This window comes from Microvirga sp. GN3 (assembly GCF_055792825.1).
The window spans coordinates 1-1,193 of the sequence record NZ_JBVVAK010000377.1; the positions used below are offsets into that span (position 1 = coordinate 1).

The following is a 1,193-nucleotide window of genomic DNA, read 5'->3' on the forward strand; positions in this document are numbered from 1 at the left end:
CGACCATGATGATGATGCCCCTCCGGGCAAGACACGCTCACCGTCAGGAACCACCGCCTCCCGGAGCGGACTGTCCCGCCGCTCGATCCTGCAAATGGCCGGAGGAGCGGCTTCCCTTGCCGCCGCCTCCGGGGCGACCGCTCAACCCGCTTCACCGGACGGTCCGCCAGTCGTGCCGACGGCACGGGTCCGCCTGGTCGTCAACGGCAAGAAACAGCAACTCGAGATCGACCCCCGACAATCGGTACTCGACGTCCTCCGGGAGAGGATGGACCTCACGGGGACGAAGAAGGGCTGCAACCAGGGCGCCTGCGGGGCCTGCACCGTGCTCGTGGACGGACGGCGCGTGACCTCGTGCCGGCATCGTCAACTTAACGGGTTTGGTGTGCCTTATACGAGCTTTTGGCTTGGTGCAGATCGTGCATGTTCAATGACTTAGAGGCGAGGGTTCCGAACTCAAACAGCCGACATTCGCTTAAGTTGACGATGCCGCCCGGAGAGCTGAAGAGCACGGTGCCCCAGACTAGCAGCCGAACAGCTTCGAGCAAGCGAGCGGTGTTAATTCCTATAAGGGACAAGCTTTCGTGTCACCACATCCAGGGCTAACGAGTCTGTGAATGTCGAACCTGATCCAACTGTCATCTCGTCCGTCGCTGCGGACCGTGCGTGACGACACCGGTGTGCTCGAGGCGACCAAAAGGCTCAATGACCTCGTTCGCCAACTCAGCGATATTGCGCAACACGTCGTTGCCTCGAGCGCGCCAGAGCCTCTGAAGCACAAAATCATCCAGAACCTTGTTGGAATGCAGCGGCACGCTCACTGCATTTCTCAACATATCATCAGTGAATACCGACGAGTGAACGGCCATCACGTGAGACAAGCCAACGGACATCCGCCGGTGAGTTCAGAGATCGCGATGGTGCCGCGGAAGTAGGTTGTGCTGAGGATAGGCTCGAAGGGGTGACGAAACGGACGCTTACCTCGCTCCCATGCAGATCGTACAGCGAGTGCCAACGTCCGATGAAAAGCCTGGGCGGGCAGTCTATCCGGGCCGGTTTCCAGGGCCCGCCAATCGCTACAGGTCGTAACGCAGCTGAGATGAGCCGATGTGTTGAAGGCCGCCAGCGGGGGGGGGGGGGCCCGGGTCACGTCCGTCAATGAGTGTAAATTCGGGTGCGGTTTGAGGTGGCCA

The 1,193-nt window shown here is 60.7% G+C and carries 2 protein-coding genes; both read left to right on the top strand.

Going from position 1 to position 1,193, the window contains the following annotated elements; all coding sequences use genetic code 11:
- Positions 1 to 439, top strand: a 439-nt coding sequence (locus tag ACS5Q1_RS47955; protein WP_473104793.1) for a (2Fe-2S)-binding protein, incomplete at its 5' end; no start/stop codon positions are given.
- 178 nt (positions 440 to 617) lie between these two features.
- Entirely contained in the window at positions 618 to 935 is a 318-nt protein-coding gene (locus tag ACS5Q1_RS47960; RefSeq protein WP_473104794.1) for a hypothetical protein, read from the top strand.
- Positions 936 to 1,193: the final 258 nt, after the last annotated feature.